We start from the raw sequence: 20,358 nt of genomic DNA, 5'->3' as shown, positions 1-20,358 counted from the left end.
AGGCCAAGTCGGCGGGGAGCCGCACCAGGAAAGAGCATCCCATGACCCCAGGAATCGACACGCCCCCGGTCACCGCCTCCGCCCGCCTGCCCCTGCGCGGCTACGCCGAGGTGCGGGGCATCCACCACCGGCCCGACGGCCCGCCCGTCGGCACCGTCAGCCTCTTCGGCGTCGAGCTGGACCTGCAGCTGGCCGGAGCCCGCGCGGTGCGCGACGCGATGGACGACCTCATCGCCGGCCTGGAGCGTGCCGAGACCGCGCCGACCGTCCGCGCGCCGGAGGCCGGGCAGTGACGGCCACCGTGACCGAGCTGGCCGTCATCACCGTCCTGGCGATCGTCCTGGCCGGCATCGGCATCTACATCCGCTGGGAGCGCGCCGCCGCGTCGCAGGATCCCGAGATCGCTGACCCGGAGGCTGGCCCCCTCGACACCCCGGTGCGCATGCCCGCCGGCCACCCCGAGATTCACCCCGAGCTCGACGTCTACGACTTCTGGCTCGCCGCCCTGCACGACGAGATCTGGCCGGACGCCGAGTGGCAGGCCGTCGAGGACTGCCCCCGCCTGCAGCTCGACCCGTACGAGAGCGAGGCCGCCGCCCGCGCCGCCGTCACCGGCCGCGGCCAGCGCGCCGTGCGCTGCGCCTGCGGCGACTGGCACATCCGCTACGGCTTGCGCCGCCGGCGGGGCCTGTGGCGCCCGCGCCGCCGCCCGGCCCGCACCCCCTGACCCCTCGCCTTCCCGAATACCTGGAGAGACCGTGAACCCGATCGACCAGTCCATCCTCGCCGACTACGCCGCCAGACTGCTGGACACCCGCACCGACTGGGACATCCCGCACGAGTTCCACACCCTGCACTGGGACGGCGAGCGGCTGCGCACCGGCACCCTGACCATGATTGACCCGTCCGTGCCGCCCAGCGCCTACCCGCACCTCATGGCCAGCACCTCCGGCAAGGAGGCCGCCGAGCAGTGCAAGGCCGGCGAACGCACCCTGTACGGCTACGCGCTGATCGTCGAGGCGCACAGCGTCAAGGAACCGGCCGACCCGTCCCCCGAAGAGGCGGCCCGCTTCACGCGCGACCGCATCGAGCGCCGCTTCCATGAGCGCCCCGACGCCGTCGAGATCGCCGGAGTCCACCTCGTCGACATCCACGACCGGATGTGGGTCGCGACGCGCGAGCGCGCCAGCGGCAAGGTCGAGCACCACTTCTACCCGGACAAGGACGGCGCCCCCGGGGGCCCGCTCATCGCCGGCCTGCGCATGGCCGCCTACGCCACCGCATCGATCGTGTGGGGGATCCGATGACCGACGCCCGCTGCACCGAGGCGCTGGACCGCCTGCGCGAGGCCGTACGCCGCGAGGGAGGCGAGTGGACCACCGGCCGCGTCGCAGGCGTCCTCGGCGGCTGGCCCCACCGCCGCCGCGCGCACGAACTCCTGGCCGCCCTCGCCGAGGAGCACGTGCTCGCCCAGCACCCGGAGCGCACCTTCGTCTGGATCCCGACCACGCAGCCGACCGACGAGCGCCCCGCCCCGGACGACCGGCCCGGCGAACCACCGGCACCACCTCACGGAGCACCACGCATGATCGTCATGACCGCCCGCACCACGGGCGACCCCGACCACACCGGCCACATCCGCGTCGACGTCTTCGCCGGCCCCGACCGTCAGCACTTGCACCTCATCGGCGGCCTGCGCATGTTCCCCGAGGACGCCACCGAGCTCATCGCCCGCCTCGAGGCGCCCGAGCGCGACGTCTGCGAGCGCATCACTCCCGAGATCGCCGCCCACGTCCTGCACCACCGAGGTGACCTCGCCGGCCGCCGCCCCGAGGACGAGTTCACACGGCAGCTCATCGCCACCCTCACGGCCGCGCCGCCCGAGGAGCTCATCGCCCTGGCCGCCCTCTACCCCGGGTACGTCGCCGCGGTCCGGCTCGCCGGCGGACTCGAGGGCACCGTGCAGATCCTGCGGCAGATCGCCGCCGACTCCCTGCCCGCCCCGCGCGCCGAGCGCCGTCAGGAGGACGAGGGCGAGGAGACCGCCGCCCTCGACGCCGTCGCCCTGGCTGACGCCGCCGGGGGTGCGTGATGGACCGCATCGTCATCGCCCTGCTCATGGCCAACGGCGGCCGTATCCGGCCGGTGTGCCGTACCGGTGACTGCGCCTGGCGAGGCGGGGCGTGGTCGAGCAGGTGGCTCGCCGAGCGCGAGCGCACCGTCCACCGCATCCACCACCTGACCGCCCGGGGCGGTGCGTGATGTCCGACAAGAGCACCATCGAGTGGACCGATGCCACGTGGAACCCGGTCACCGGCTGCACCGCGGTCAGTTCTGGCTGTGATCACTGCTACGCCGAGACGTTCGCCGAGCGCTGGCGCGGTACCAAGGGTCATCACTTCGAGCGCGGGTTCGACGTCCAGCTCCGCCCCGAGCGGCTGGACCAGCCGCTGAAGTGGAAGAAGCCTCGCCGGATCTTCGTCAACTCCATGAGCGACCTGTTCCACGAGAAGGTCCCGGACGCCTACATCGCCCAGGTGTTCGCCGTCATGGCCGCCGCCCCGCACCACACGTTCCAGCTACTCACCAAGCGGCACGGACGCATGAGGTCCCTGCTCAACTCGGTGGATTTCGACCTGGCCGTGGCGGACGCGTGGTCCCTCCTCGGCACCTCGGCAGGCTCCCGCGACGGCGGGGACTCCACCCCGCCTCTGCCCCTGCCGAACGTCTGGCTCGGCGTGTCCGTCGAGGACCAGAAGCGGGCCGATCTCCGCATCCCGGCCTTGCTAGAAACTCCGGCCGCCGTCCGGTTCCTGTCCTGCGAACCACTCCTCGGCCCGATCAACCTCAAGCTGGCCGTTCGGACCCTGGGCAGCGAACGCGGCCACGGCCTCACCGCGTCCTACGTCCACGCGGGGGGCTGCTGCGATCGCTTCCACGGCATCGACTGGGTCATCGTCGGCGGCGAGTCGGGCTCCGGCGCCCGGCCGATGCATCCGGACTGGGCGCGGTCCCTACGTGACCAGTGCCGAGGCGAGGGCGTGCCCTTCCTGTTCAAGCAGTGGGGCGAGTACCTGCCTGCCCTCGTTGAGGACGACCCGCAATTCGCCGGTGGCCGGGCGTACAACTACCCGCGAGGAGGAGCACGCTCAGCAGCAGTGATCCGATTTGCTGGGCCGAGCGGCACGTTCCGTGCCAGCGAGACACGCGCCATGCGCCCCGGCGAGAAGACCAAGGGCTCCGTGCTGCTGGACCGCGACACGATCGCCGTGCGCATCGGCAAGAAGGCTGCTGGCCGCGAGCTCGATGGCCGCACCTGGGACGAGTTCCCCGCCGCCCGCGAGTCGGTCAGGGGTGCCTGATGGACCAGACCGCCATCGCCCCGCCCTCGTCCGTCGACGCCGTACGGCTGGCGGAGCGCGCCACGCACGAGCCCTGCGCGGTCTGCCTCCAGTGCCTGGCCTGCACGATGGCCCGCGGGTGCCAGTACTGGTGCGCCCCGGAGCGACTGTCATGACCAGCAGGCAGCGCGCCACCCCGCGTCCCCACCCCGACGACCTCGTGACCCGCGAGCGACGGCCCGCCTGCCGTGGCCGTGACGCCGAGGAGTGGTTCTCGCTCGGGCCCCGAAGCGGAGCCAAAGCCGTGTGTGAGCGCTGCCCGCTCCGAGAGCCGCGCCTGGACTACGCCCTCGCCTACAACGTCTACGGCACCTGGGGCGGCACCAGCCGCGGCGAGCGCGAAGAGGTCCGCCGCGAGCTCGGGATCTCCCCGCTGCCGGTCCTGATACACAACGACCTCGAGACGCAGGCCCGGCCCCAACGGCGCAGCACGCCGCACCGGACCCGGGCCCCGCGGCCGAAGCCGGCGCCCGTCGTCGAGCAGCTGCCCGCCGCGCCCGAGCCGGCCCCGGAACCCGACGTGCCCCCGGTGCCGGAGCTCGTGATCGAGCAGCCTGCCCCGGCGCCCGAGCCCCCGGCCGCCGACGTCAAGCACTGCCCGCGCTGCCGTACCGACCGGGCCCGCACCGACTACTACGCCAACCGGGCCAACCCCGACCGCCTCGCCGTCTGGTGCAAGCCCTGCTTTCGAGAAAGGGGGTCGTTGGCATGACAGCCTTCGTCCTCCGCGGCGACGCCCGCCACCTCCCGCTTCCCGACGCCAGCGTGGACCTCATCGTCACCTCGCCGCCGTACTGGGGCCTGCGCGACTACCGCGACGGCGAGGCCTCGCTCACCGGCCAGATCGGCAACGAGCCCACCCCGCAGGACTACATCGCGGCCCTGCTGGAGTGCACCACCGAGTGGGCACGGGTGCTCAAGCCGACCGGCAGCATCTTCGTCAACCTCGGCGACAAGTACGCCAACCGCACCCGCGGCGCCTGGCGAGGATCCTCCGACGGCCACACCTGGCGGGCCGACAGCCCTCGCTACATCCGTCCCAAGGACTTCCCCGAGAAGTCCCTGCTCCTGCTGCCCGAGCGCTACCGCATCGGCGCCGTCGACGAGCTCGGCCTCATCGCCCGTGCCGTCATCGTCTGGGACAAGCCCAACGGCCTGCCCGAGTCCGTTACCGACCGCGTCCGCCGCTCCCACGAGGACTGGGTGCACCTCACCAAGCTGCCCCGCTACTACTCCGCCGTCGACGAGATCCGCGAACCCGCCAGCGACTACACCCGCAAGCCAGGCAACCGCCGATCCACCCCGCCCGGACAGCGACGGCGGGCCATGGCCGACACCGTCAACCCCCTCGGCTCCCTACCGGGCAGCGTCTGGGAGGTCCCCACCGAACCGCTGAAGGTCCCGGCCGAGCTCGGCGTCGACCACTTCGCCTCGTTCCCCACCGCGTGGCCACGCCGCATCATCACCGGCTGGTCCCCGCCCGGCATCTGCACCGCCTGCGGCGAAGGTCGCAGACCTGCGGTTCAGGTGGGCGAGAACTCATGGGAGCGGCGTAAGGCGGACGGCGACCCGATGCGATACGGCGACACCGGAACAGGATCGGCCACGCACTTGCAGCGTTCTCTCAGCGACCCTGCGGATCGCGCTTACGGCGGCTTCGGCCTACGGGCAGAGCGGCGCATCACCGGTTATGCCTGCGCCTGCCCCACCCCGGACGCGCCCACCCGGCCGGCCCTGGTCGTCGATCCGTTCGGCGGGACCGGCACCACCGCGCTCGTCGCCTCCGCCCTCGGACGCCGCGGCGTTACCGTCGATCGGTCCGCGGACTACTGCCGCATCGCTCAGTGGCGAACTGCGGACCCCCGCGAGCGGGCGCGAGCGCTCGACGTACCACCGCCTCCGCCTGTCCACGAAAGCCAGGGCTCACTGTTCGGCGAGGTGCCGTCATGATCCCGACCGGACGCTCCCGGACGCTGCTGGACGCCACCGGATGTCACCAGACACTGCCGGACGGCCGCGGCACCACGCTGACCCCCGCCGCACTGCACGCCGCGCTCGACAACCGCCGTCGCCAGCTCGGCCTGAAGTGGTGGCAGGTCGCCATCGAGGTGGACACCACCGAGACCCGGTTCCGCGAGATGCGCAACGGCACCGTCAGCCCCGCCCTCCGACAGCGCGCCGAGGCCTGGCTCGAGCGAAGACCCGTCCCGCCCCGGACCGAGTAACCCCAAGCACGACGGAGCACCGTGAACGAGCAGCAGCGCGGCATCGCCATCGATGAGGCCGGCCTTCCCGACTGGGCCCGGACGCACTTCAGCGCGGCCCAGCTCACCCTCAACGCCGCGCTGCTGTGGGTGCTCCTGATCTACATGAGCACGACCCTGGAGTCCTCCAGGCTGAACATCGCCCAGCGACTGTACGTCCACACCGTCGGCAAGAACCGCAAGGAGGCCAGCCCCAGCCAGGAGTCCCTCGCCCGGGACCTGAACCTCTCGCCCCAGACGGTCTCGGTAGCCCTGGATGACCTCGAACACCAGGGCTGGATCATCGTCCGGCGCCGCAGCACGCACTTCAACGTCTACCGCCTGGCCTGGCCGACCGCCGACGTCCTCAGCGACCGCAAGGAGGACGTCGCCACATGCGGCCGGCTGACCAAGAAGGGCGAGGCGTGCGGGCGCCGGGCCGGATGGGGGACGGACACGCCGGGCTCCGGGCCGTGCAAGCTGCACCCCGATCCGGAGCCGGAGCCCACCCTCGAGGACAGCAGTGGACTCCAACGATTGGAGTCCACTGAACCGGATTCGACTCCAACGGTTGGAAATTTCAACTCCAACCGTTGGAGCAATGAACTCCAACGGTTGGAGTTGAACACTCCAACCGTTGGAGTGGAGTACGTAGGTGCGTTACGGAGTTCGTTTCAGAGTTCGTCATCCGGGGTTCTGTCCGAAGGACAGCTAACGGACCGTAACGCGCGCGAGACCCCGGCGCCTCCGGCGCAACCGAAAGATCACTCATTCCCCGCCCGATCCCTCATCGCCGGCATCGAGCGCTACCGCAACGCCCCCGGATGGGCGCGCAAGCACCTGGTAGCCCTGACCGCCACCGCCCTCGAGGCCGGCCTCGGCCGCGACGCCATCACCCACTACGCCGCCATGGCCATCACCGAGGCCCGCTACGCCGAGCACCAGCACATCCCCGAACTCCGCGCCGCTCTGGCACGTCTCGGCCGCGACGTCGCCCTCGGCCACGCCTGCGCCACCTGCGCACGTGACCCCGGCGGGAGCTTCTGCTGCGCCACCGACCGGCCCTGGACCGACGACGACCAGGCCGCCCTCGAGGCAGCCCTCGACCACCTCGGCGTCACCCCCGACGACCTCGACACCGGGACCTCCTGATGGACATCTCCAAGACCCTCCGCGCCCTCCAAGACGACGTCGACCGCCTCGCCGACGAACTCGCCGCCGCCCGCCGCACCCTCAACTCCGCGGCCCGCGCCTACGACGACCGGCGGCGCTACGCCCCCAGCGGCACCGAGACCACCCGCGCCCACACCGCCTGGGCCCTGGCCCTCACCGAGTGGGCCCACACCCTCATCGCCCACGCCGCAGCCCGCGACCGGCTCGCCTCCGAGCGCCGCAACGTCGACCAGGCGGCCGCCGACCACTTCATGACCCCCACCCGGAGAGCCCGATGACCCCGTGCGCCCACGGCCACGCCGCCGACCCCCGCATGTGCCCCACCTGCCGTCGCGCTCCCGCGCCAGCCGAACCCGAGCCGCTCATCCGCGGAGTCATCCACGACGTCCTCGGCAACGCCCTGGCCCCCTACCTCGCCGACCACCTCACCCGCCGCCTCTTCGACGAGCTCGTCGCCTCCGGCCTGGAGATCCACCGGAGGCCGACGTGACCCGCCCGAACGCCAGACCGGCCGAACGGAGGAGGTGACCCGTGCTCCGCCCCAGCGACATCAAGCCGTGCTCCCGGTGCGGCGCCGACATCCGGTGGACCCTCACCGAGGCGCGTAAGCGCTTGGCCGTGAACGCCGAGCCCGACCCGGACGGGAACACCGCGGTCGTCCGGGACGTGGCCGGCACCCTCCGGTCCCGCGCGGTGACGGCCGAGCGGCCGCTTCTGCCTCACGAGCGTCTGATGAAGCCCCACGCGGCCACATGCGCCCCACCGGCCCCAGGGGCGGGCCGACGCCGGAGAAAGGCTCCACGGCCCGCACAGGCGCGGCAGGAGGCCCTCTACGACGTCCTGGGCGTGACGACCACCGCGACCCCCGCCGAGATCCGCTCGGCGTACCGGCGCCTCGCCCGCGAACTCCACCCCGACGTCAACCCGGCCAGCGGCGACCGCTTCAAGCAGGTCACCGCCGCCTACACCGTCCTGTCCAACCCCATCAGCCGCGCGACCTACGACCTGACCGGCCGCGCACCCCGACCCCGATGAGGAGAACCATGGAACCCGCTCCCGCTGACGAGCTCCAGGCCGCCGCCGCCCTGCTGCGCTGCGAGCACTCGTTCCCCGTCCAGCCGCCAGAGGGCACCCTGTGGGCGCCCGGCCCATGCACGCACTGCGGAACCCCCTCGGCCAACTATCCACGCGATATTCCCGAACGGCTCCACGAGCCCCTCGCCGCGGTGCTCGCCAAGGCCGCCGAGCAGGCCCGGAGGAACGAGCTCCTGGCGCCCCGGCACCGCCGGGATGTGACGACCGCCCTCGGTCTCGCCCGAGCCCTGAACGGAGGCGACCATGGCTGAGATCCGCACGCACGCCTGCGCCGCCGACCACTGCGACATCCAGGTCCCGTCGCACCTGCTCATGTGCCGCAAGGACTGGGCGCTCGTCCCCAGCGCCGTCAAGACGCAGGTCCTGCGCGCCTACCGCAACCGGCCGCGCACCGGATGGGGGCCGTACGCCGAGGCCGTAGCCGCCGCCAAGCAGGCCGTTGCCCACGCCCTGCGAGCGATCCGCGAGGGCATCCCGGACGACACCGAGCTGACCATCTGGACGGGCGACGAGGCGGCTGGCCGTGACTGAGACTCCGCGCCGCTACCTGCTCGCCGGCGAGCCCGTCACCGTGCTCATCCGCCCGTACCTCAAGCGCACGCACCTGCCGACGCCGGTCTCCCCGCTGCTGCGACTGCGGCCGTACCCGCCGAACAACGTGCTCGTGCAGCTCCCCGACGGCCGCCAGGTGGTCCGCCCGTTCCGCGGCCTCAGGAGGGTCCATGCCTGAGGTTTCGGCGGGCGCCGTCGACGACCGGCAGCTCCTGGTGATGCCCCTGCCCATCGACGTCGAGTTGTTCGCCGCCGTCATCAGCGCCGCGGCGCCCGCCTGGGAGGCCCGGTACGGCATGCGCCCCACGACCGCCCACCTCGTCCAGCGCGACACCCCGTGGGGCACCGCCGCGGTGCTCCTCCCGCCCACCCAAGGAGAAGCGTGATCATCGACACCGACGACATACGGAAGATCGTCGTCATCGACCACAGCACCGGCACCATCATCGTCCGCACCATGACCAGCCAGCAGGCCGACCTCACCTGGCAGCAGCTGCGCGCCGCCCAGCAGAGCGACCCCGGCCCCACGGCGCTCCGGTTCATCGACGTCACCGAGAACTGCGCCCTTGAGGTCGACGTCACCGCCGAGGCCGCCGCCGAGATCCTCGCCGACGTCCGCATCCGCCGCGCCCACCCTGCCCTGTGAAGGAACCGACATGACCTGTCACCGCGTCACCATCAACCCGAACACCCCCCCTCGGCAGCCATCAGCTCCTCGTCGACGGCCAGGACATCAGCCGCGGCGTCGCCTCCCTGCGCATGTCGCTGAACGCGGGCGAGGTCCCCGCGATGGAGCTGGAGATGCGCATCCTCGAGCTCGACCGGATCGAGTTGGAGGAGGCCGAGCTGTACATCCCGGACGACACCCGGGACGCGCTCATCGCGCTCGGCTGGACCCCGCCCGGCACCGCGCCTGCGGACGAGGCGCTGCGGGCCGCGACCTCCTGCGTCTCCTGCAACGACCAGCCCGCCCGGTCCGACTCGGACTTCTGTCCCGCCTGCACGCCCGCACTCTGAACCATCCCGACCAGCACAAGGAATCGGCCATGCATGATCCGCTAACTGTCGCATTCGAGATCCGTCGCCCATGGCCAAAGAAGCGCGACAAGAACGGCTGGCGCTACTGGCCGGCGCTCGTCACCGTGTGGCACCGGGAGCCGGGTAGCCGCGACTCCGGCGAGGTGTGCAAGCACCACAGCCGCGTCCAGGATCGAGACGGCAAGTGGCAGTGGAAGTTCCACCACGGATGGCGCTTCCATATCCACCACTGGAGGATTCAGGTCCATCCTCTACAGGAGTTGCGCCGTCGCCTGCTCACCCGCTGCACATGGTGCGGAGGACGCCACCGGAAGGGCGACGCGGTCAACGTCTCTCAGCAGTGGAACAGGCGGCGTGGCCACTGGTGGCAGGGCGAGATGGGCCTGTATCACCGGGACTGCTCATCCATCGCCCACGCCCACCGCTCCTGCCTGTGCGAGGACCCCATCACCGACCACGAAGGCTACGGCTCGTGCGCTCGCTGCGGACGATTCCGCGCCTACGGCCTGAAGCCGGAGAACCTCGCCCACATGCGGGATCTGCGACAGATCCCGACCGGAGCCCGCTCGCGACCCACCACGGAGAGCTGCCCGTGAGCAGCCTGCCCTGCCCCGTCCCGTACTGCGACCGCCTCATGCCCGCCCACCTGCACGTGTGCGGCGCCTGCGAGGCCCGCCTCATCCGGGACCTGGCCGCCGCACCCGACCTCGCCGACGAGCTCGACGTCACCCTCACCCGCCAGGCCCGCACCGGCGCCAGCGGAGCACGGGCCGACGCCGACGAGCTCGACCTCCACACCGGGCTCGCCGTACGGCGGGCGCCCCTGCCCTGGGTCGAGGCCGCCGCCGAGGCCCGGGACATCCTCAAGAGCGCGCTGGTCGGGTGGTGGCGCGAACTCGAGGGCGACGGCATCGGGCCGTACTGCGGAGCGTGCGAGCACCCATCGTGCGAGTGGGTGCACCTCGGCCGCACCCCGGACGACAGCATCGCGGGCATCGCGGCCTGGCTGGCCCGGCACGTCGCCAGGCTCGTCGCCCACCCGGCCGCCGAGGAAGCCGTCGACGAGCTCGCCGTCGCGGTCGCGACGGCGAGGCACGCGATCGACCGGGCCGCCGACCGCATCTACGCAGGGCCCTGCGACGCGTGCGGCCTCGACCTGTACGCCCGACCCGGCGCGGCCACCGTCGCGTGCGCGTGCGTCGATGCCACCGGCCGGCGCCGCGTCTACGATGTGGCCGCGCGGCGCGGGTGGATGCTCGACCAGGTGTCCGAGATGATCGGCAATGCGTCCTGGGTTGCCTCGGTGTCTACCGCGCTCGGCTACGTCGTCAGCCCGTCCACCGTGCGCACCTGGGGTGGGCGGGGCCGCCTCACCATCCGCGGGCATTCCGCCCCGCTCAACGCCGGCGCCGACCCGCACCCGCTGTACCGCGTGGGTGACGTCATCGAACGCGTCCGCCAGCACGCCGCCACCAAGGAGAAGGCTTCATAGAGATGGGCTACCAGATCATCAAGCAGCCCGACGGGCACTTCGCCGTCTTCTCGTCGGTCACCGACACGATCATCGTGTGGGATGCCACCGAAGACGAAGTCGTCGAGTGGTTCGCCGAGCAGGCAGCCGAGAGGGCCCGCCAGGACGCCCGCCGCGCCCTTGAGCACGTGGCCGCCGACGAACCACGCCGGGCATACTTCCAATTCGCCATGACCTGGGACGAGGCACTCGGCAGGGACCGTAAGCACGGCGGCGAGGTGTGGAGGGATGTTCGTGATGGATGATCTCCTCGCCCTGTACGCCGAGCAGGCCGGCCGCCCATACGGCATGACCGCCTCCGAGGTCCTCGCCTACATCGTCCTCGGCGACCGTCTGCACGATGACGCCCGGCCCGGCGAGTGTGGCGCCGTCGATCCGCGCGACGAAGCGCGCTGGTGTCGCGAGCCCGAAGGGCATGCCGGACCGCATTCGCCGGTCGCCTCGCCGCCCGGCATGTGCGGGGTTCTGCTGCCGCCCTATGACCCGTACACGTACTGCCGCCTGCCCGTCGCGCACCTCGGCAGCACACCGTGCTCAGCCACCCCCGAGACATCCGAGGAGGGGCGACTGTGAGGCTCGTCAAGGTCATCGAGACCTGCTCGGCCTGCCCGTCACAGTGGGACGCCTGGACCGACACCGGCCAGTACCTGTACCTGCGCTACCGATCCGGCGTCGGCACCGTCGAAGCACAGCCCGACCCGGACACCGACACCTGGACCGACGAACCGCCGCTCATCGAGTTCGGCGAACCCAGCTGGGACGGCGACATCAGCCTCACCGACTTCCTCGCCGCCGCCAGCCTGGAGCTCGCACCCGACGCCGAAGTGAGGCCGATGTGACCACATCACCCGCCGCCGCCTTCTATCGCCGCGCCGAGCAGGAACGCACCCGACGCGGCATGTCCAAGAGCGACGTCATCAGGCAGGCCGGCGTCGGCCGCAACACCTACACGCGACTCGCCGTCTCCCGCCCGCGGCCGGCCGCCGTCCTGGCGGTCGCCCGCGCGCTGGACATCGACGCCGACGAAGCCCTCGCGCTCGCTGGCCTCGCTGTGCCGTCGACCCGGGTGCAGCTCTCTGAGGTGGCCGATTCGTTCGCCAGGCTCGTCCGCCAGGAGGTGCCCGACGTGGACGGCGCGACCATTGCCCGAGTGTTGCGCGCGGCGGGGTTCGTGCTGACGGGCGCCGCGATCGAGCTCGACGACACGTGAGCGCGCACCACCCGTCACCTGCTTGACTCGCACACCTACTGTGACGCACCCTTGTGATCAGCTAAGACACGAAGGCCCGCCGAGCGCGGGCCTTATCCATGTCCGGCGTCAATCCTCCCGATGGCGGTCGGGTGGCTGAGGGATGAGGCGAGGGCGGCGGGAGATGCACCCGTCGCCCTCCTCCATGAACGCGCACCCGTGCCCATCGGGTGCGCTCGCTCCGGAGACAGCGGTGGCCTCCGTCGAGCCGCGGTCCGGTCCCGGCCGGGGGGTCTGGGACCGGACCGCATCAACCCCCCGAACACCCCCATGGAGATCACATGCGCATTCAGGTCCTGAACCTGCCCTCCGTCGTCGTCGGCGAGGACGTGCAGGAGCCGTTCGCCCTCATCGTCGACCAGGCCGGCACCGCGGCCGAGGTCGACCACAACCTTGCCAGGCTGACGACGTTCGCCACACAGATCGGCGCGCAGGGGCTGTTCGTGACCCAGGAGACGGTGGAGATCGTCGACCCGTACGCCGACGGCCGGGCCGAGGCTGACGACACTCCGGTGTCGGGATGACCGTGAAGCGGATGCTGGCTGCCTGGCTGCGGGACCTGGCCAACCGGCTCGACCCGCCGCCCAGGATCGTCCTGAATATCTCGCCCCCGCCGCCCGGCACGGAGGAGCGCATCGAGGCCGCCTTCCGTGAGGAGCTGCGGAGGGTGAGGCAGCGCGGATGGTTCATCTAAGGCGACGCCTGCGCCAGATCCGGATCAGCGTGGCCGTGGCCCTGCTCGCGCTCATGCTGATCGGACCGGAGCTCGGCTTCACCACGGAGGCGCTCGTCCTCGTCGGCAACCCGCTGGCCATCCTCGGCATCGGCGCAGGCCTGGCGGAGATGGCTCTGGCGATGGCCGAGCGTGTACGCCGAGGCCTGCGCCACGGACAAGGCGAGCGGAGGACGTGATGCGGCACCTGCGACGGTGGGGCGCCGTCTACCTCATCGCCGCCCTGTTCGTCGGGTCATGGATCGGCCAGGCCATCGCCATGCAGCCCGTCATCGCCGACCAGGGCTGGTCGGAGTTCTGGGCGTCCACCCTGGAGAACTGGCAGTCAGAGTTCCTCCAGCTCGTCGTCCAGGCCGCACTGCTGCTCGGCGCCAAGCACGTCATGTTCCGGGCCGACGCCGAGGACCTCGAGCGGATCGAGGCCAAGCTCGACCAGCTCCTCGACCGGAGCTGACCCAGACGCGCGCTCATCGACGGTGAGCGCGCTGGCTCCGCGGCAGCTCGCCCCCGTGATGCCGTGTCGAGCCGTGCGGCCCGGCCCCCTCGGGTCACAGGCCGGGCCGCACCAGACCACAGAGGGAAGACATGGCGACCAAGCTCCCCATCCAGTTCTTCGGCCTCGGGACTCCGAGAACCGGGCTGTGGTGTGAGCGCTGTGCGCTGCCGTCCGCTGTCGAGGTGGACGTCTACTTCATCGTGGGGAGCGGAGAGCCCATGGTCGCTGGTACTCACAGCACATGCCCCGGCTGCTCCCATGCCGAGGAGTAAGGGGCGCACGGGCCGGCCGTACCGAACCCTGCGCGAGCAGCTGCGCAACAGCCCGGCCGGACGGGTGTGCTGGATCTGCGGGCACGGCATCGACCTGCGCCTGCCTGCCCGGCACCCGCTGTCGTGGTCCCTGGACCATGTCGTGCCGCTCGACCGAGGCGGTGACGAGCTGAACCCGGCCAACGCCAGGGCTGCGCACTACGGGTGCAACTCCCGCAAGGGCAACCGGATGAGCGTGGTCAGACCGAAGACGTCGCGCGCCTGGTAGGGCTCTGGCCTGCGGAAACGTTTTTTGATCATGGGGGCTGGGAGACCCGCGCCCCAGTCTCCCCTTCCTCTCCCCACGCCTTGGGGGGGAGCCAGAGCGGGACAAACCGGATAAACGACCGTAGCTGATCACTGCGGTTCAGGAAGGCCCTCGCACTCCCAGGCGCGAGGGCCTTCCGCATGCCTGGGAGAGTCACATGGACAACGAATGGTTGCCGTTCGCTTGCGTGGACTGCGGAACCGAAGGGCGTCGACGAGCCGGGCGCGGGCGCCCGCGGCTGCGGTGCGACGAGTGCCGCCGCGCCCACAGGAACGCGGACCGACGGGCAGGCGCCAAGCCGGCGCGATCGTGCCCGGGGTGCGGCGGGCCCGTCGAGCGGGGGTCGCATCGAACCTATTGCTCTACGGGGTGCCGTACTGGGGCACCTTCGCGGGCGTGCGCCCACTGCGGAGGGGTGTTCGAGCCCTCCAAGTCGGATCAGACGTTCTGCTCCATCAAGTGCTGCTACGCCTCACGTAAGGGCATCCGGTCGCAGTGGCTGGTGGGCATGTGGGATCCGCGCCCCGTCCCGTGCGCCGAGTGCGGCGCTGAGGTCCTCACAAGGGGAACCGTCGTGGTCTGCAGCGCATGTAAGCCGAAGCGCGAGCGCGAGCAGTGGCAGCGCAAGAACCGGCGGCGCCGCGCGGCCAAGCGCGGTGCGCCCTCCGAACCGTACTCGCTCACCGAGATCGCAGCCCGAGACGGCTACCGATGTCAGCTGTGCCGCCGGAAAGTCAACATGAGCCTGAAGGTGCCAAACCGGATGGCACCGACCATCGACCATGTCATCCCCATCTTCCGCGGCGGCGACGACACCCGGGCGAACGTGCAGCTGGCGCACTTCGGCTGCAACTCGGCCAAGCGGGACCGCGGGGGCCAACAGCTGGCGCTGATCGGCTGAGGGGGTGACGTGGGACCTGTCGAGAGCCAGACACGCGCCGACATCGAGGCGCTGGGGCCGCTGACGAGGGTGCAGCCGTCGCTCGCTGAGACGGCGTACACCCTCGCGCGGGCGTTGGACGAAGGGGCCGGCCTGTCGACGGCGGCAATCGCCCGGGAGCTGCGATCGGTGCTGACGGAGATCGCGAAGGTCGTACCTGAGTCGCGGGAGGACACCGTTGACGATCTCGCCGCCCGCCGGGCTGCTCGGCGCGCAACGGCCGCGGATTCTGAGCCTGCCGCCTCGGGTGAGCAGCGCGGGGGCCGAAGCGGTGGAACTGGCCGAAAGCGCCGGGCTGATCCTTGATCCCTGGCAGGCGTTCATCCTGGACGGGGCCCTTGGCGAGCGCTCAGACGGCCGCTGGAGCGCGTTCGAGGTCGGCGTCATCGTGTCTCGCCAGAACGGCAAGGGGTCGATTCTGGAGGCGCGCGAGCTCGCCGGCCTGTTCCTGTTCGGCGAGGAGCTGATCCTGCACTCTGCCCACGAGTTCAAGACGGCGCAGGAGGCCTTCCGTCGAGTACTGGGCCTGATCCAGAACACGCCGGACCTGGACCGGCGGGTGATGCGGGTCCGCACCTCGCACGGCGAGGAGGGCGTCGAGCTGCGCAGTGGCGCCCGGCTGCGGTTCGTGGCCCGCTCGACCGGTTCCGGCCGAGGCTTCTCCGGCGACTGCGTGATCCTCGATGAGGCGTACAACCTCCCGGACGCCTCGGTGGACGCGCTCATGCCCACGATGTCCGCCCGCCCGAATCCGCAGCTCTGGTATGCCTCCAGTGCTCCGGACAAGGACATCGCACCATGTGACCAGCTGGCGCGGGTGCGGCGGCGCGGCATCAAGGGCCGGGACCGGTCGCTGTTCTACGCCGAATGGAGCATCGAACCGCACTCCGACCGGTGCCCCCGGGACGAGCGCGGCGTCATCGCCTGTACGGATCACGACGACATCGACGATCCGGCCAGCTGGGCGAAGGCGAATCCGGCGTTGGGGATTCGCATCTCCGAGGAGCACGTCGCGCGGGAGCTCGGGAGCATGGGCGAGAAGGGCTTCACCCGAGAGCGGCTCGGAGTCGGCGACTACCCGTCCGAAGGCGACGGCTGGGCAGTCATCGAGGAGGACGCCTGGATGGCTCTGGCCGACCCGGCTTCGCAGCCAGTCGACCCTGTGGCGTTCGCCCTGGATGTCACCCCCGATCGCAGCTGGGGCGCGATCGGCGTGGCGGGCCGGCGCGCTGACGGCCGCGAGCACGTCGAGGTGGTCGACCATCGTCCGGGCACCGGATGGATGGTGGCCCGAGTGCGCGATCTGGTGCAGCGCTGGCAGCCGTGCGCGCTGGTGGTCGACGGCGGCGGCCCGGCCGGATCGCTCATTGCCGAGCTGGAAGCGGCAGGCCTCGAGGTGGTCAAGCCCAGCGCGCGGGACTACGGCCAGGCGTGCGGCGCGTTCTACGACGCCGTCGTCCCCCGGGAGGGCAACGCGGCGACGCTTCGACACCTGGATCAGGCACCACTCACTGCCGCCCTCGCCGGAGCGGCGAAGCGGACGCTCGGCGACGCGTGGGCATGGGCCCGGCGCGGCGTGAGCACCGACATCAGCCCGCTGGTCGCCGTGACCCTGGCCCGGTGGGGGCACGCGACCCGGGCGCACCTGGCCGACACGAGCGACCCGATGGACAACATCTGGTGACGGGAGGGGGCTGGGTGTCTCGTCTCGCTGTCCGCCTCGCGGGCCCGGCCGGCAGCGCGGTGCGCGCCCTGCTGCAGGCGCTGCCCGGCCTGCTGGGTCTGGGCCTGGTGGCGTACGGGGCGTGGCTGGCGTGGCCGCCGGCGGGCTTCATCGCTGCGGGGGCGCTGCTGCTGGCGGACAGGGCCTGGGAGATGACGCGGGTGGACCGAAGGGATGAGCGGTGAGCCTGATCTTCGGCGCGCCCCGGCCGACCGAGCGGCGCTCATGGGCGACCGAGCCGCCGATCCCGCCGAATTCGGCGCTCGGCTCCTCATTCGCCCGGGTCGATCTGTCGACCGCCGAGGCGTCCCTGCAGAAGGTCGCCGTCTGGGCCTCGGTGGCGCTGCTCGCCGGCACCTCGTCGATGCTGCCGATCGACGTCTACACCGGCACCGGGTCGGACAAGCGCGAGCGGCCCAAGCCCCGATGGATGAACGACCCGGCCGGAGACGGCAACGGCCTGGAGGACTGGATCTGGCAGCTGATGTTCTCCTGGCTGCTGCGCGGCAACGTCTACGCCCTGGTCGGCGATCGGGATTCGCGGCTGGGGACGCCGACGCAGATCGTGCTGCAGCATCCGGATGAGGTCGCGGTCTGGCGGGACGCGAAAGACGGTAAGGCGCGCTACCGGATTCTGGGCCAGGAGGTCGACCAGGGGCAGATCTGGCACCGCCGGGTGTATCCGGTGCCCGGCCGGATCAAGGGCATGAGTCCGATCGCGCACCACGCGCTGACGATCGGCGTCGGCATCGCGGCCCTGCGGTTCGGCGAGCAGTGGTTCAGCGAGGGCGCGCACCCGACCGGGATCCTCAGCTCGGACAAGAACCTCGACCAGGGGCAGGCGGCCACCGCGAAAGAGCGGTTCCTGGCGGCGATCCAGGGCCGCCGCGAGCCGGTCGTCCTGGGCCAGGGCTGGCAGTACAACGCCATCCAGATCGCGCCCGGAGAGTCGCAGTTCTTGGAGACCAACGGGTTCACCTCCGCCGAGTGCTGCCGGATCTTCGGCGCGGGCCTGGCCGAGATCTTGGGATACGAGACGGGCTCGGCGATGACGTACCAGAACCTGGAGCACAGGAATCTGCAGTTGTTGATCTACGCGCTGGACCCGTGGCTGACCCGGATCGAGCGGCTGTTCACCGAGCTGTTGCCCCGCCCGCAGTACGCGAAGGTCAACAGGAACGCCCTGCTGCGCACGGATCTGCTGACCCGCTACCGGGCCTATCAGCTGATGATCCGAAACCGTTTCGGCACCCCCGATGAGGCGCGCGAGCTGGAGGACCGGCCGCCGCTCACCCCCGAGCAGATCACGCAGTTCACCGACATCCCGCCGGCCAGCGGGGCGTCCACGGACACCCAGGAGTAGAGATGAACCTCGCCGAGCGCGCGAACATCAAGGGCCCGGAGCGCCGCGCCTACCCGGTGCAACTGGAAGTGCGCGCTCAGGCCGGCGGCAAGACCCTCGTGACCGGCTACGCCTCCGTGACGGAGGAGCCGTACGAGATGTGGGACTGGTACGGCCCGTACACCGAGATCGTGCGGGCCGGCGCGTTCGCCAAGACCCTCGGCGAGTCCCCCCAGGTGCAGCTGCTGCTCAACCACGAGGGCCTGTCCATGGCCTACACCCGTTCCGGGACGCTGCGCCTGGCCGAGGACGAGCACGGCCTGCACATGGAGGCCGAGGTGAACCCGGCCCGCGGGGACGTGCGTGACATGCTCACCGCGCTGGAGGACGGCGACGTCGACGAGATGAGCTTCGCGTTCCGCGTGATCCGGCAGACCTGGAACCCCGACTACGACCAGCGCGACATCACCGAGGTCTCCCTGAACAGGGGGGACGTCAGCGTCGTGAACTTCGGGGCCAACCCGGCGACCAGCGTGGAGAAGCTCGCCCTGCGCGGCCTGGACCTCGACCGCATGGACGAGGAGCCCGCCCGGGCGCTCCTGAGCCGCCTGCAGCGGCGCCTCGGCGACCCGGCTCCCGCTGCGGCGGTCGAGCCCCCGGCGGGCTCGGCCGCCCCTGAGACCCGGCGACCGCGGAACCCGCTGTCGCTGTACGAGGCCGAGGCCGCACTCCTCGGCTGATTCCGCCTGACCCCTGACGCGCCGGAGCCCACGCCGGAGCGCTCTGCGGCATGCCCGCAGACCGCCACCACCTGGGCCACCACCCGGACGGACGACGGCACGACCCATCTACCGAAAGGAGGGACTCCGTGCTGGAGTTCCTGCGCCAGCAGCTGGCCAAGCTGCTGGAGGAGAGGGCCGCGCTGAAGACCGAGCTGGACGCCGTGCTGACGGCGCCCCGGGCCGAGCAGCGTGACCTGAGCGACGAAGAGACTGCGGCGTTCACCGAGAAGCGCGAGGCGATCAAGGCGAAGGACGCCGAGATCGAGGAGCGGCAGAAGCGCATCGCCGAGCTGGAGGAGGACGAGCGCCGCGAAGCTCGCGCCGCCGAGCTCGCGGTGCAGTACGGCCAGACCGGCGAGCAGCGCGAGCGGCAGACCGCCAGCGTGAGCGTCACCGGTGAACCGGAGACCTACCGCAAGGGCGGCCAGACCTCCTACTTCCGGGACCTCGTGCGTGCTCAGCTGCACGGCTCCCGGGACGCCATCGAGCGCCTCGCGCGCAACGACCGCGAGGTCGCCGCCGCGATGGAGAAGCGTGCACTCAGCACGACCGACGGCGCCGGCGGCGAGTGGGTGCCGCCGCTGTGGATGATCAACGATTACATCCGCCTGGCCCGCCCCAGCCGGATCGTCGCCAACCGGGTCCGGCAGATGGCCCTGCCGCCCGGTACCGACTCGATCAACCTGCCGCGCCTGGCTACCGGGACCGCCGTCGCGGAGCAGAGCACCCAGAACACGGCCCTGCAGAACACGGACGCGACGACCAGCTCGGTGACGGCCGCGGTCGCCACCATCGGCGGTCAGCAGGTGGTGAGCCTCCAGCTGATCGAGCAGTCGCCGATCAACATCGACGAGGTGCTGCTGCAGGACCTCGCGGCCGACTACGCGATCAAGCTCGACACGTTCGTCATCAGCAACAACGCCGCCAACAAGGTCGGCCTGCTCAACGTCTCGGGCCTGAACGCGGTCACCTACACCGACGCCTCGCCGACGGCGGGCGAGCTGTACGGCAAGATCGCGGACGCGATCCAGCAGATCCACACCGGGCGTTACATGCCGCCCACGGCGATCTTCATGCACCCCAGGCGCTGGGCGATGCTGCTGGCCGCCCTCGACACGGCGGGCCGCCCGCTGGTCACGCCCGCGGCCAACGCTCCGCAAAACGTGATCGCCGCCGTCGGCGACGTCAACAGCGAGGGGTTTGTCGGGTCGCTTCAGGGCCTGCCGGTCTTCGTCGACCCCAACATTCCGTCGAATCTGGGGGCCGGAACCAACGAGGACCGGATCATCATCGCCCGTACGGACGACGTAATCCTGTTCGAGGGCACGCCGCGCGCCGAGGCGTTCCGCGAGCCTCTCGCCGCCCAGCTCAGCGTGCTGCTTCGGTTCTACAACTACGCCGCGATCCACGCGAGCAGGTACGCCAAGAGCATTTCGGTCATTTCGGGCACTGGTCTGGCAACCCCGACATTCTGATCTTGA

At 71.2% G+C, this 20,358-nt stretch carries 37 protein-coding genes; all 37 read left to right on the top strand.

Translation table 11 applies throughout. From position 1 onward, the window contains the following. Positions 1-41 precede the first annotated feature (41 nt). The 37 genes from Psi01_RS13010 (at position 42) to Psi01_RS12830 (ending at position 20,352) form a co-directional block, all read left to right on the top strand. Positions 42-293 carry a hypothetical protein gene (locus Psi01_RS13010; RefSeq protein WP_204064232.1) on the top strand — a complete coding sequence of 84 codons (252 nt, stop codon included), beginning with the start codon at positions 42-44 and terminating at the stop codon, positions 291-293. Next, positions 290-727 (top strand): hypothetical protein, encoded by a 438-nt coding sequence (locus Psi01_RS13005; RefSeq protein WP_204064231.1) that lies wholly within the window; start codon positions 290-292, stop codon positions 725-727. Before Psi01_RS13010 ends, Psi01_RS13005 begins: the two co-directional genes overlap by 4 nt. A 31-nt stretch (positions 728-758) precedes the next feature. Further along, entirely contained in the window at positions 759-1,307 is a 549-nt protein-coding gene (locus Psi01_RS13000) for a hypothetical protein (RefSeq protein WP_204064230.1), read from the top strand. Beyond that, on the top strand, positions 1,304-2,092 hold the full coding sequence (locus Psi01_RS12995) for a hypothetical protein (protein WP_204064229.1): 789 nt from the start codon (positions 1,304-1,306) through the stop codon (positions 2,090-2,092). Before Psi01_RS13000 ends, Psi01_RS12995 begins: the two co-directional genes overlap by 4 nt. Next, complete coding sequence (locus Psi01_RS12990) at positions 2,092-2,262, top strand: hypothetical protein (protein ID WP_204064228.1); 171 nt, start codon at positions 2,092-2,094, stop codon at positions 2,260-2,262. Before Psi01_RS12995 ends, Psi01_RS12990 begins: the two co-directional genes overlap by 1 nt. Continuing rightward, a complete protein-coding gene (locus tag Psi01_RS12985) occupies positions 2,262-3,362 on the top strand; it encodes a DUF5131 family protein (protein ID WP_204064227.1) in 1,101 nt (366 codons plus the stop codon). Before Psi01_RS12990 ends, Psi01_RS12985 begins: the two co-directional genes overlap by 1 nt. Continuing rightward, the gene (locus Psi01_RS12980) at positions 3,362-3,517 is read left to right on the top strand and encodes a hypothetical protein (protein ID WP_204064226.1); all 156 of its coding nucleotides are present in this window, start codon (positions 3,362-3,364) and stop codon (positions 3,515-3,517) included. The genes Psi01_RS12985 and Psi01_RS12980 overlap by 1 nt, the downstream gene beginning before the upstream one ends. Then, positions 3,514-4,113, top strand: coding sequence for a WhiB family transcriptional regulator (locus Psi01_RS12975; protein WP_204064225.1), 600 nt, complete (start codon positions 3,514-3,516; stop codon positions 4,111-4,113). The genes Psi01_RS12980 and Psi01_RS12975 overlap by 4 nt, the downstream gene beginning before the upstream one ends. Then, a complete protein-coding gene (locus tag Psi01_RS12970; protein ID WP_204064224.1) occupies positions 4,110-5,351 on the top strand; it encodes a DNA-methyltransferase in 1,242 nt (413 codons plus the stop codon). The genes Psi01_RS12975 and Psi01_RS12970 overlap by 4 nt, the downstream gene beginning before the upstream one ends. Beyond that, on the top strand, positions 5,348-5,626 hold the full coding sequence (locus Psi01_RS12965) for a hypothetical protein (RefSeq protein WP_204064223.1): 279 nt from the start codon (positions 5,348-5,350) through the stop codon (positions 5,624-5,626). The genes Psi01_RS12970 and Psi01_RS12965 overlap by 4 nt, the downstream gene beginning before the upstream one ends. A gap of 21 nt (positions 5,627-5,647) precedes the next feature. Further along, complete coding sequence (locus Psi01_RS12960) at positions 5,648-6,796, top strand: MarR family transcriptional regulator (protein ID WP_204064222.1); 1,149 nt, start codon at positions 5,648-5,650, stop codon at positions 6,794-6,796. Beyond that, on the top strand, positions 6,796-7,095 hold the full coding sequence (locus tag Psi01_RS12955; protein ID WP_204064221.1) for a hypothetical protein: 300 nt from the start codon (positions 6,796-6,798) through the stop codon (positions 7,093-7,095). Before Psi01_RS12960 ends, Psi01_RS12955 begins: the two co-directional genes overlap by 1 nt. Further along, positions 7,092-7,307 (top strand): hypothetical protein, encoded by a 216-nt coding sequence (locus Psi01_RS12950; RefSeq protein ID WP_204064220.1) that lies wholly within the window; start codon positions 7,092-7,094, stop codon positions 7,305-7,307. The genes Psi01_RS12955 and Psi01_RS12950 overlap by 4 nt, the downstream gene beginning before the upstream one ends. A 41-nt stretch (positions 7,308-7,348) precedes the next feature. Continuing rightward, positions 7,349-7,852 (top strand): J domain-containing protein, encoded by a 504-nt coding sequence (locus Psi01_RS44555; RefSeq protein ID WP_373872487.1) that lies wholly within the window; start codon positions 7,349-7,351, stop codon positions 7,850-7,852. A gap of 8 nt (positions 7,853-7,860) precedes the next feature. Beyond that, positions 7,861-8,163 (top strand): hypothetical protein, encoded by a 303-nt coding sequence (locus Psi01_RS12940; protein ID WP_204064219.1) that lies wholly within the window; start codon positions 7,861-7,863, stop codon positions 8,161-8,163. Further along, on the top strand, positions 8,156-8,443 hold the full coding sequence (locus Psi01_RS12935; protein ID WP_204064218.1) for a hypothetical protein: 288 nt from the start codon (positions 8,156-8,158) through the stop codon (positions 8,441-8,443). The genes Psi01_RS12940 and Psi01_RS12935 overlap by 8 nt, the downstream gene beginning before the upstream one ends. Further along, on the top strand, positions 8,436-8,642 hold the full coding sequence (locus tag Psi01_RS12930) for a hypothetical protein (protein ID WP_204064217.1): 207 nt from the start codon (positions 8,436-8,438) through the stop codon (positions 8,640-8,642). Before Psi01_RS12935 ends, Psi01_RS12930 begins: the two co-directional genes overlap by 8 nt. Next, positions 8,635-8,850, top strand: a complete 216-nt coding sequence (locus Psi01_RS12925) for a hypothetical protein (RefSeq protein WP_204064216.1) — start codon at positions 8,635-8,637, stop codon at positions 8,848-8,850. Before Psi01_RS12930 ends, Psi01_RS12925 begins: the two co-directional genes overlap by 8 nt. Further along, complete coding sequence (locus Psi01_RS12920; RefSeq protein ID WP_204064215.1) at positions 8,847-9,110, top strand: hypothetical protein; 264 nt, start codon at positions 8,847-8,849, stop codon at positions 9,108-9,110. Before Psi01_RS12925 ends, Psi01_RS12920 begins: the two co-directional genes overlap by 4 nt. Before the next feature lie 113 nt (positions 9,111-9,223). Further along, positions 9,224-9,481, top strand: coding sequence for a hypothetical protein (locus Psi01_RS12915; RefSeq protein WP_204064214.1), 258 nt, complete (start codon positions 9,224-9,226; stop codon positions 9,479-9,481). A 29-nt stretch (positions 9,482-9,510) separates the two neighbouring features. Continuing rightward, positions 9,511-10,098: a hypothetical protein gene (locus tag Psi01_RS12910; RefSeq protein WP_204064213.1), complete on the top strand. Its 588-nt coding sequence runs from the start codon at positions 9,511-9,513 to the stop codon at positions 10,096-10,098. After that, the gene (locus tag Psi01_RS12905; protein WP_204064212.1) at positions 10,095-10,994 is read left to right on the top strand and encodes a hypothetical protein; all 900 of its coding nucleotides are present in this window, start codon (positions 10,095-10,097) and stop codon (positions 10,992-10,994) included. The genes Psi01_RS12910 and Psi01_RS12905 overlap by 4 nt, the downstream gene beginning before the upstream one ends. Before the next feature lie 2 nt (positions 10,995-10,996). Next, on the top strand, positions 10,997-11,278 hold the full coding sequence (locus tag Psi01_RS12900; protein ID WP_204064211.1) for a hypothetical protein: 282 nt from the start codon (positions 10,997-10,999) through the stop codon (positions 11,276-11,278). Further along, positions 11,262-11,606, top strand: coding sequence for a hypothetical protein (locus Psi01_RS12895; RefSeq protein ID WP_204064210.1), 345 nt, complete (start codon positions 11,262-11,264; stop codon positions 11,604-11,606). Before Psi01_RS12900 ends, Psi01_RS12895 begins: the two co-directional genes overlap by 17 nt. Then, the gene (locus tag Psi01_RS12890) at positions 11,603-11,872 is read left to right on the top strand and encodes a hypothetical protein (RefSeq protein ID WP_204064209.1); all 270 of its coding nucleotides are present in this window, start codon (positions 11,603-11,605) and stop codon (positions 11,870-11,872) included. The genes Psi01_RS12895 and Psi01_RS12890 overlap by 4 nt, the downstream gene beginning before the upstream one ends. Further along, positions 11,869-12,243 carry a helix-turn-helix domain-containing protein gene (locus Psi01_RS12885; RefSeq protein ID WP_204064208.1) on the top strand — a complete coding sequence of 125 codons (375 nt, stop codon included), beginning with the start codon at positions 11,869-11,871 and terminating at the stop codon, positions 12,241-12,243. Before Psi01_RS12890 ends, Psi01_RS12885 begins: the two co-directional genes overlap by 4 nt. Before the next feature lie 320 nt (positions 12,244-12,563). Then, positions 12,564-12,806 carry a hypothetical protein gene (locus Psi01_RS12880; RefSeq protein ID WP_204064207.1) on the top strand — a complete coding sequence of 81 codons (243 nt, stop codon included), beginning with the start codon at positions 12,564-12,566 and terminating at the stop codon, positions 12,804-12,806. Beyond that, entirely contained in the window at positions 12,803-12,976 is a 174-nt protein-coding gene (locus Psi01_RS12875) for a hypothetical protein (RefSeq protein WP_204064206.1), read from the top strand. The genes Psi01_RS12880 and Psi01_RS12875 overlap by 4 nt, the downstream gene beginning before the upstream one ends. Further along, entirely contained in the window at positions 12,964-13,194 is a 231-nt protein-coding gene (locus Psi01_RS12870) for a hypothetical protein (RefSeq protein WP_204064205.1), read from the top strand. The genes Psi01_RS12875 and Psi01_RS12870 overlap by 13 nt, the downstream gene beginning before the upstream one ends. Further along, positions 13,194-13,469: a hypothetical protein gene (locus Psi01_RS12865; RefSeq protein WP_204064204.1), complete on the top strand. Its 276-nt coding sequence runs from the start codon at positions 13,194-13,196 to the stop codon at positions 13,467-13,469. Before Psi01_RS12870 ends, Psi01_RS12865 begins: the two co-directional genes overlap by 1 nt. Positions 13,470-13,769: 300 nt before the next feature. Further along, positions 13,770-14,051, top strand: coding sequence for an HNH endonuclease (locus tag Psi01_RS12860; protein ID WP_204064203.1), 282 nt, complete (start codon positions 13,770-13,772; stop codon positions 14,049-14,051). A gap of 454 nt (positions 14,052-14,505) precedes the next feature. Continuing rightward, positions 14,506-14,991, top strand: a complete 486-nt coding sequence (locus Psi01_RS12855; protein WP_204064202.1) for an HNH endonuclease — start codon at positions 14,506-14,508, stop codon at positions 14,989-14,991. Positions 14,992-15,208: 217 nt separating this feature from the next. Continuing rightward, complete coding sequence (locus Psi01_RS12850; RefSeq protein ID WP_204064201.1) at positions 15,209-16,714, top strand: terminase large subunit domain-containing protein; 1,506 nt, start codon at positions 15,209-15,211, stop codon at positions 16,712-16,714. A gap of 14 nt (positions 16,715-16,728) precedes the next feature. Beyond that, a complete protein-coding gene (locus Psi01_RS12845) occupies positions 16,729-16,938 on the top strand; it encodes a hypothetical protein (protein ID WP_068925012.1) in 210 nt (69 codons plus the stop codon). Then, on the top strand, positions 16,935-18,116 hold the full coding sequence (locus Psi01_RS12840) for a phage portal protein (protein ID WP_204064200.1): 1,182 nt from the start codon (positions 16,935-16,937) through the stop codon (positions 18,114-18,116). The genes Psi01_RS12845 and Psi01_RS12840 overlap by 4 nt, the downstream gene beginning before the upstream one ends. A gap of 2 nt (positions 18,117-18,118) precedes the next feature. Continuing rightward, on the top strand, positions 18,119-18,835 hold the full coding sequence (locus tag Psi01_RS12835; protein WP_204064199.1) for an HK97 family phage prohead protease: 717 nt from the start codon (positions 18,119-18,121) through the stop codon (positions 18,833-18,835). A 128-nt stretch (positions 18,836-18,963) separates the two neighbouring features. Then, the gene (locus Psi01_RS12830) at positions 18,964-20,352 is read left to right on the top strand and encodes a phage major capsid protein (protein ID WP_204064198.1); all 1,389 of its coding nucleotides are present in this window, start codon (positions 18,964-18,966) and stop codon (positions 20,350-20,352) included. The last annotated feature ends 6 nt before the right edge of the window (positions 20,353-20,358 follow it).

It is taken from the genome of Paraplanobispora siamensis, from assembly GCF_016863175.1.
GTDB classification, from domain to species: domain Bacteria; phylum Actinomycetota; class Actinomycetes; order Streptosporangiales; family Streptosporangiaceae; genus Planobispora; species Planobispora siamensis.
Note: the sequence above shows the minus strand (reverse complement) of the source record. Positions and strands in the feature narration are given on the sequence as shown.

What these genes read in the sequence shown, in the direction of transcription:
- Psi01_RS12995 (WP_204064229.1), top strand. Translation starts at nt 1,304, where the DNA reads ATGACCGACGCCCGCTGCACCGAGGCGCTGGACCGCCTGCGCGAGGCC.
- Psi01_RS12955 (WP_204064221.1), top strand. Translation starts at nt 6,796, where the DNA reads ATGGACATCTCCAAGACCCTCCGCGCCCTCCAAGACGACGTCGACCGC.
- Psi01_RS12870 (WP_204064205.1), top strand. Translation starts at nt 12,964, where the DNA reads ATGGTTCATCTAAGGCGACGCCTGCGCCAGATCCGGATCAGCGTGGCC.
- Psi01_RS12940 (WP_204064219.1), top strand. Translation starts at nt 7,861, where the DNA reads ATGGAACCCGCTCCCGCTGACGAGCTCCAGGCCGCCGCCGCCCTGCTG.
- Psi01_RS12895 (WP_204064210.1), top strand. Translation starts at nt 11,262, where the DNA reads ATGTTCGTGATGGATGATCTCCTCGCCCTGTACGCCGAGCAGGCCGGC.
- Psi01_RS12985 (WP_204064227.1), top strand. Translation starts at nt 2,262, where the DNA reads ATGTCCGACAAGAGCACCATCGAGTGGACCGATGCCACGTGGAACCCG.
- Psi01_RS12900 (WP_204064211.1), top strand. Translation starts at nt 10,997, where the DNA reads ATGGGCTACCAGATCATCAAGCAGCCCGACGGGCACTTCGCCGTCTTC.
- Psi01_RS12875 (WP_204064206.1), top strand. Translation starts at nt 12,803, where the DNA reads ATGACCGTGAAGCGGATGCTGGCTGCCTGGCTGCGGGACCTGGCCAAC.
- Psi01_RS12950 (WP_204064220.1), top strand. Translation starts at nt 7,092, where the DNA reads ATGACCCCGTGCGCCCACGGCCACGCCGCCGACCCCCGCATGTGCCCC.
- Psi01_RS13010 (WP_204064232.1), top strand. Translation starts at nt 42, where the DNA reads ATGACCCCAGGAATCGACACGCCCCCGGTCACCGCCTCCGCCCGCCTG.
- Psi01_RS12865 (WP_204064204.1), top strand. Translation starts at nt 13,194, where the DNA reads ATGCGGCACCTGCGACGGTGGGGCGCCGTCTACCTCATCGCCGCCCTG.
- Psi01_RS12860 (WP_204064203.1), top strand. Translation starts at nt 13,770, where the DNA reads ATGCCGAGGAGTAAGGGGCGCACGGGCCGGCCGTACCGAACCCTGCGC.
- Psi01_RS12880 (WP_204064207.1), top strand. Translation starts at nt 12,564, where the DNA reads ATGCGCATTCAGGTCCTGAACCTGCCCTCCGTCGTCGTCGGCGAGGAC.
- Psi01_RS12980 (WP_204064226.1), top strand. Translation starts at nt 3,362, where the DNA reads ATGGACCAGACCGCCATCGCCCCGCCCTCGTCCGTCGACGCCGTACGG.
- Psi01_RS12915 (WP_204064214.1), top strand. Translation starts at nt 9,224, where the DNA reads ATGTCGCTGAACGCGGGCGAGGTCCCCGCGATGGAGCTGGAGATGCGC.
- Psi01_RS12910 (WP_204064213.1), top strand. Translation starts at nt 9,511, where the DNA reads ATGCATGATCCGCTAACTGTCGCATTCGAGATCCGTCGCCCATGGCCA.
- Psi01_RS12970 (WP_204064224.1), top strand. Translation starts at nt 4,110, where the DNA reads ATGACAGCCTTCGTCCTCCGCGGCGACGCCCGCCACCTCCCGCTTCCC.
- Psi01_RS12990 (WP_204064228.1), top strand. Translation starts at nt 2,092, where the DNA reads ATGGACCGCATCGTCATCGCCCTGCTCATGGCCAACGGCGGCCGTATC.
- Psi01_RS12965 (WP_204064223.1), top strand. Translation starts at nt 5,348, where the DNA reads ATGATCCCGACCGGACGCTCCCGGACGCTGCTGGACGCCACCGGATGT.
- Psi01_RS12935 (WP_204064218.1), top strand. Translation starts at nt 8,156, where the DNA reads ATGGCTGAGATCCGCACGCACGCCTGCGCCGCCGACCACTGCGACATC.
- Psi01_RS12925 (WP_204064216.1), top strand. Translation starts at nt 8,635, where the DNA reads ATGCCTGAGGTTTCGGCGGGCGCCGTCGACGACCGGCAGCTCCTGGTG.
- Psi01_RS12835 (WP_204064199.1), top strand. Translation starts at nt 18,119, where the DNA reads ATGAACCTCGCCGAGCGCGCGAACATCAAGGGCCCGGAGCGCCGCGCC.
- Psi01_RS12975 (WP_204064225.1), top strand. Translation starts at nt 3,514, where the DNA reads ATGACCAGCAGGCAGCGCGCCACCCCGCGTCCCCACCCCGACGACCTC.